General features: G+C 52.1%; 6 protein-coding genes. 3 read left to right on the top strand and 3 right to left on the bottom strand.

What is annotated here, in order from left to right; all coding sequences use genetic code 11:
* Positions 1 to 397: 397 nt before the first annotated feature.
* Positions 398 to 1933, top strand: a complete 1536-nt coding sequence (locus EGT51_RS03190) for a multicopper oxidase family protein (protein ID WP_135367361.1) — start codon at positions 398 to 400, stop codon at positions 1931 to 1933.
* A gap of 564 nt (positions 1934 to 2497) precedes the next feature.
* Here the strand turns inward: EGT51_RS03190 and EGT51_RS03195 are convergent.
* Complete coding sequence (locus EGT51_RS03195) at positions 2498 to 2836, bottom strand: ArsR/SmtB family transcription factor (RefSeq protein WP_135367362.1); 339 nt, start codon at positions 2834 to 2836, stop codon at positions 2498 to 2500.
* Positions 2837 to 2907: 71 nt separating this feature from the next.
* Here EGT51_RS03195 and EGT51_RS03200 point away from each other — a divergent pair, with 71 nt between their 5' ends.
* Entirely contained in the window at positions 2908 to 3510 is a 603-nt protein-coding gene (locus EGT51_RS03200) for a CadD family cadmium resistance transporter (RefSeq protein ID WP_135367363.1), read from the top strand.
* Between the two features lie 141 nt (positions 3511 to 3651).
* Here the strand turns inward: EGT51_RS03200 and EGT51_RS03205 are convergent, their stop codons facing one another.
* Together EGT51_RS03205 and EGT51_RS03210 are read right to left on the bottom strand one after the other, a co-directional pair.
* Positions 3652 to 4029, bottom strand: coding sequence for a hypothetical protein (locus EGT51_RS03205; protein ID WP_135367364.1), 378 nt, complete (start codon positions 4027 to 4029; stop codon positions 3652 to 3654).
* Positions 4030 to 4704: 675 nt separating this feature from the next.
* Positions 4705 to 5736, bottom strand: coding sequence for a YeiH family protein (locus tag EGT51_RS03210; protein WP_135367365.1), 1032 nt, complete (start codon positions 5734 to 5736; stop codon positions 4705 to 4707).
* Between the two features lie 116 nt (positions 5737 to 5852).
* On the opposite strand from EGT51_RS03210, the gene EGT51_RS03215 reads away from it, so the two are divergent.
* On the top strand, positions 5853 to 6731 hold the full coding sequence (locus tag EGT51_RS03215) for a LysR family transcriptional regulator (RefSeq protein WP_135367366.1): 879 nt from the start codon (positions 5853 to 5855) through the stop codon (positions 6729 to 6731).
* Positions 6732 to 6858 lie beyond the last annotated feature (127 nt).

Below are 6858 nucleotides of genomic sequence, written 5' to 3' on the forward strand. Positions count from 1 at the left end.
ACCGTTACTACGGCAATCAACGCGTTAATTTTTGGTTCAACCTTCAGCGGATAATCCCGGGTCTGGATGATTCGGCTACCAGTGTGCGTGCCAGAGAACGCTTGGCCCTGATGGCGGTTAACCCGTCAACTGACTTCCAGTCAAGGCGTTAGTCCTACGTTCACGTCCTACTTTTACTAACGAAATTCGCGGCAGATTTGTAACCCCTTTATTGAGAATACTTAAGGATGACGGCTGATAAACGTTGGTATGGCGGGAACGAAGTAACGGGAATTTTTTCTACTTGTTTAGGAAAATGATGGTGGTTGGTCTAGACTAACCCTTTTTCTCCCCACGTGAATGCGGTATCATGGAGGCGGAGACACTTGCTTTAATCAATCGAAGAGGAGCCTGAAAAATGACAAAATCAATTCACACTGATTATTTCTTTGATGAAGCGGCATATAACACTCACGATGGGGGCTATGTACCACTGGAGGAACCCAAGACGCCACAACAGCCGTTGCGGATTCCGCCACTACTGAAGCCGGACAAGGAAACGGCGACGGACACCTATTACACGGTCGAAGCGCAGGCCGGCGAGACCCAATTGTTACCGGGCAAGAAGACCAAGACCTGGGGCTACAACGGCTCTTTGCTGGGCCAAACGGTGGTCTTCAAACGCGGCAAGACCATGCATATTGATCTGAAGAACAGCTTGCCCGAATTGACCACGTTCCACTGGCACGGTTTAAACGTTCCCGGGCCTTACACGGATGGCGGTTGCCACGCGCCCGTTTATCCCGGGAAGACCCGCCACATCGACTTCAAGGTCGACCAACCGGCCGCAACGCTATGGTTGCACGCACATCCGTGCCCATCAACGGCGGAACAAGTTTGGCACGGCCTGGCTGGCTTGGCGCTGGTCACCGATGACGTGGAAGCTAAATTGCCATTCCCCCGTAACTATGGGGTCGACGACATTCCGTTGGTCTTGCAAGACCGGCGTTTCCACGAAGACAACCAATGGGATTATGAAGCGGATTATGATCCGGACGGGGTCCAAGGACCCACGCCAATGATCAACGGGACCATCAATCCTTACTTTGACGTCACGACCCAACGCGTGCGGCTGCGGATCTTGGACGGTGCCAACCGGCGTGAATGGCGGCTGCACTTTAGTGACGACCTACCATTTACCCAAGTGGCTTCTGACGGCGGTGTGATGCCGGAACCGGTCGAATTTACCCACTTGATGTTGACCTGTGCGGAACGCGCCGAGGTCATCGTGGACTTCGGCAAGGTCACGCCGGGCCACACGGTCACCCTGTACAGCGATGACGTGCCGTTGGTTCGTTTCCGGGTCCACGACTTTGACGCGGACGACGTCACCTTGCCTGACCATTTGGTAGACATCCCGAACCCCGATGTGACACCAAATACGCCAGTGCGCAAGGTCGTCATGTCCGGGATGGACGAACAGGTCATGATCGACGGCAAGAAGTTTGAAATGCAACGGATCGACGCCCGGCAAAAGGTCGGCAACGTTGAACTCTGGGACATTACCAACACCAACGACATGGACGGCGGCATGGTTCACCCATTCCACATGCACGGCACGCAATTCTTAGTCCTGTCGCGTAACGGCCATGAACCGTACGCCAACGAACACGGCCTGAAGGATACGGTCGGCGTCAACCCTGGCGAAACGGTTCGCATCAAGGTCTGGTTCGAGCACACTGGCGTTTACATGTACCATTGTCACATCATTGAACATGAAGATGGTGGGATGATGGCGCAGATCGAAGCGTACGATCCGGACCACCCACAAACGTACAAGCTGATGGACATGGACACGTTGATGAACGCGGTCGCTGAAGAGCGGGGCATCGACGTGAAGGACTTGAAGCTCCCCGGGATGAGCTCCTACGAAAAGATGGGGATGAAGATGTAACTCGCGTAGCCAACGGGCGGTTCGCTGGCGAGCGCACCGTTCTTGAGCGCGACACGTTGAATATCTGAAAATCAAAAAGGAAGACTGGTCAGTCTGGTTGAAGAGACTGATGGTCTTCCTTTTTTTCTAGCAAAAACTAAAGGTTTAAAATTAACGCGTGATTGTTGTAACAGCGGTGTTCTGACACCTAAAATTGGTGAAACAGGGGGCCTGCTCTGCGGAACACTTCCAGTCTGAAAAGCCGTCTTCCGATTCACTTGAGAGCCTCCGGTAAGTTGACGCTTATCAGCAATGCTGTGTTGATTAAAGACTAATCGTCAATGCAGCTACTACCTGGAGTTAAGACAGCTTGTTATGAGCAAACACTACCGTAGCCGGAAGTTCGCCAAATATGGGTTCAGCCGTGGGAGTTGCCTTAGCGACATGGTTCACGTCGCTTAGGCAACTGGCGTCTTTGAGACGAGGTTTTCGGCTCAAAGCGAGGGCGAGACCGTTCTTTGGCTCGACCGGTCCGCCCACCGCGTTCCAACCCATATTGGGCGAGCTGTAGGCGGCCAGTGTGAACTACTCGCCGTGCTTTTTCCCGCGCAAGACGTGATCCACGTGGGCCAAAGTCTCATTGACGATGTCCAAAATGTGGGGGTCGTCCAGTTGATAAAAGTTTTGCTTACCCGCACGCCGGGAGGTCACCAGCTGTTCTTTCTTCAGCAGGGCCAGTTGGTGGGAGACCACGGATTGCTCCACGTCGAGCAGGGCGCTGAGCTCACCGACGTTCAGTTCGCGCTGTTCTAACAAATAGAGAATTTGCAGTCGCGTGGTATTGCTTAATAATTTAAAGATGTCCTGCGACGCGACTAGCGCAGGCTCTTGGATTAAGGTGACTGGTTGGGGACTATCCGACATGAAAAAGCTTGCTCCTTTCATATGAACGTGATAACATATGTTATAGATAACATGTATGAGGGGATGACATCATGATGAAAACGATTCTAACCGGGGTCACGGCGTACATTTCCACCGGATTAGACTACTTAATTATTTTAATGGTAATCTTCGCCCGCGTAAAGCATCAGGACCGCTGGTTGGTCTTGATTGGCGACTTTTTAGGAACCATCGTGTTAGTCGGTAGCTCGCTATTGATCGCCTTTTTCCTGGGCTTCGTGCCGGCGCCATGGCTACTGGGCTTCTTGGGACTGATTCCGATTTATTTGGGTATCAAGCTGTGGGTGCAGGGGGATGATGACGATACGGACGCCATTGCGGCCAAGGTCGCCAATCCCAAGCGCCTGATCGGGCAGGTGGCGCTGATCACCATGGCAACCTGTGGGGCCGATAATGTCGGCATTTACGTACCCATCTTCACCACGGTGGCGCCCAACACGATTCCACTGATTCTGTTGACATTTGCCGTGATGGTGGTCATTTTCTGGGAAATTGGCTATCGCCTGGCCTGCCTGCCCAAGGTATCCGACGTCTTAGAGCGCGAGGGGCGTTACATCACGGTAGCAGTGTACATCTTGATTGGGCTGTACATTATGTATGATAGCGGGACGTTCCAGCACTTGTTGCGGTTGTAGACGGTGAATCGGTCTAGGGGGATAGCTGTCAATGCGAGATGGTTTACATCTTAGTAGGATTCATGTATATTATAGATGTTGATTATGTCTCCGAGGGTGACGGGACGTTAGTTTAGAATATTACCCAAAAAGCAGTCGGGATTAGTACCCGGCTGTTTTTAATTTGTTTAAATCACCGTCTATATCGACAAGCCAATTGCTACGAATGGCATTATTTTCATAATCATGAAGGTAAGTTTGTGCTTGTTTGATAATTTGAGCAAGATTTTTTTGGATATAGAGTACAGTGATCATGTCGTTACTGTTGTTAAGGTGATATTTTTGATAGAGGTCAGATGATTTGGGAAGGGGACACATTTTTCTGAAATCTAGGCAGGCGCGATGACTCGCAGTAGTTTTGCTGGTTGCTGGCAATGGAAAAACTAGTGATGAAATTTTGGAACTAGTTGGAACGTTTGAACGCCATGGTAAGGCAAAATTAACTTTGTTTCCTTTATAGTTTAGCTTTAAAATCAGCAAGTTTGCTCGCTCACTGACCGATAATGTACTGTGTAAGAGTTCTTTGTCCTGAGTGATTCTAAAGTACTTAGCCTATAGGACAACCATTTTCACTTTTTGAGACACTACTCTTCCCCACTTCCGATGGATATAGCTGGCGTTGTGCAATTATCCAGTTGATTTTTGGAGAGTACCTAATCTTCACTTGATGTGTTTGGGATGACGATTAGTTTCCGTGCGAAGTTAGGTGCTCATGTTTGCATAGAGTGTATCACAAATACTTTGGCGAAGTATAAAGTAACACTTATTAAATAATTAATATAAGTCTAATGATATTTTACTAAATAAAGATAAACGTCATATTTTTTGTGCCATCTATAGGTGTAGGACAGCGAAACAAAGCTACCCAATTAACCAATTCAGTCCCGCTTGAACGTTACTGAATGCCTGGTAATCGCGGCTACTCCGGATTCCCATCAGACACGTGGATGATGGGAAAAGTTCAAAGGGGGATGTTGCCGGTCGCAATTGTTTGGCAATTGTTTTTTTGATAAAGAGGTGACGGGCTTCTTCGGGAGTGTTACACCAGCGTGTACCGATTGGTAAGAATTAAAGAAAAAATCAGATACAAACCAGTAAAATAGGCTACCGACTCAAGATTAACCCGGTCGGTAGCCTATTTTGTGACATTAAATGTTAAAAGAAGAACTTGCTAGCCAACGTCACGCCCGTCAGTAACACCACGGAAGACAGCGTCGCAGCCAAGAAGGCGTTGCCGCCGCGTTGGAAGATGACGCGGAAGTTTACGCTCATCCCCAGTGCGGCCATGGCCATTCCCAAGAAGATGTAGGCCAACTTGACCAGACCAGCCAACGTGGCGTCGCCCAGCGGCAGCCAGGTGCCGATGATGCTAGTCAGCAGGAAACCGGCCATGAACCACGGAATCGGCAGCTTGGCGGGACCGGTCGTCGTGGTCGTGTTCGCCGTTTGCTTTTGGTACCACCAGCCGATGATCAGCGCGGCCGGGGCCAACAAGAGGACCCGCGACAGTTTGGTGATGATAGCGGTGTCCAGGCTGACTGGACCGCCAGCACTTCCGGCGGCCACGGCATGGGCGATTTCGTGCAGGGAGCCCCCGGTCATGACGCCAAATTGAACGGCTGTCAGGTGGAGCAGGGGCTTCAAGCCAATTTCAATCAGGGTGAAGACCGTTCCCAAGATGGCGACGATGGCCACGGCCAGGACTTCATTTTCCCGTTGTCGTTCGGCCTTGTCGGCGCTGACCTTGATCTGCGGTGACACGCCCATGACCGCGGCGGCCCCACAGATGCTGGTCCCGGTGGCGGTCAGGATGGCCAACTCGCGGTCGACGCCCAGCTTGCGGCTGAGGTTGTAGGTCAACAGGACCATCCCCGTGACCACCACGGCGGCCAGGGTGATGGTCTTGACCCCGGCTTGGGCCAGTTGAATCAAGTTGAGTTTGAAGCCTAATAGAATAATGCCTAATCGTAAGAATTTATTGCTGATGAAGCCAATGCCGGCGCGGTTGGCGTTGACCGCGCGGGGCGCCAATTGTAGCGCCATGCCCAGTAACAGGGCAATGACCAATGCGCCGACCAGGTTCAAATAGGGCAGTTGCGCCAGTTCGCTTCCGGCCACCGCACACACCAGCGTCAGGCCCGCGGCCCCCCAGAAGCTGCGGGTCGCCATCGTCGTTCGAATATCCATCGTGAATTTCCTCCTCAATCTTTCTTAAGCAAGCTCTAGTTTACTGGAAAACGATTATAAGTTAAAATTGGGATATTTAATGACACTATAAAATGAGCTTATAAGGAGTGGAAACAATGCTTGATAACCGCTACCAAACGCTATTGGTCCTCACCCAGACCAAGTCGTATACCCAAACGGCGCGCCAACTGTTTATCACGCAACCGGCCGTCACCCAGCAGATCAAGAGCCTGGAATCGGAGCTGCAGGTGGCATTGGTCCACTATCAGCGCCCGCATTTGACGATTACCCCCGCCGGTCAGGAGTTGGCGGCCTTCGTGCGGCGGGTCCAGGTCCAGGCCAACCGGGTGGTCACGAGCCTGCAACACCCGCAGGTCCAACACCAACTGACCTTTAGCACGACCCTGTCGCTGAGCGAATTCTTGGCGCCGCAGTTGATTCGAGCTCTCCAGGAACAGGGGGACTATCGCACGCTGACGTGTCAGGTGACCAATACCCAGGCGGCACTGGCAGCCATTGACGACGGTACCAGTGACTTTGCGTTGATCGAAGGGAATTTTGACAAGACCCAGTACGATTACCAAATCGTGCGCGAGGAACCCTTCGTGGGGGTGGTCGCCGCCGACAGCCCTCTGGCGCAGAAATCCCAGGTCAACTGGGCGGATTTGACGGCCACTCCGCTGCTGGTCCGCGAGGCCGGGTCGGGGAGTCGCGAGATCTTAGTCAGTCTGGCCCAAGCCGCCAACGTGACGCTCAGTGAGTTTCGCCAAATTGTGACCGTCAATAATCCTGCCGCCATTCGCCAATTGTTACTGCGCGGCGCCGGTATCAGCTTTTTGTACCGCTCGGTGGTGGCTACGGAACTGGCGAGCGGCCAACTGAAGGTCCTGCCACTGCCGGCGGGCCACCTCCGCCATGATCTGGATCTGGTGTACGCCCACGACAGCTTCTTTGCGGCCGATTATCGCCGGTGGGCGCAGATTTTGCGTGAATGAGAGTGGGCCAGACGTGCATGTGCTGCCGCACACCCCGAAACATGAAAACGACGATCACTGATCTTTTGATGATAAAATATCATTGAAGGATTAGTGATCGTCGCTTTATTGGTACTTCTTTTTGCCG

It is taken from the genome of Levilactobacillus suantsaiihabitans, from assembly GCF_004745505.1.
Taxonomy (GTDB): Bacteria; Bacillota; Bacilli; order Lactobacillales; family Lactobacillaceae; genus Levilactobacillus; species Levilactobacillus suantsaiihabitans.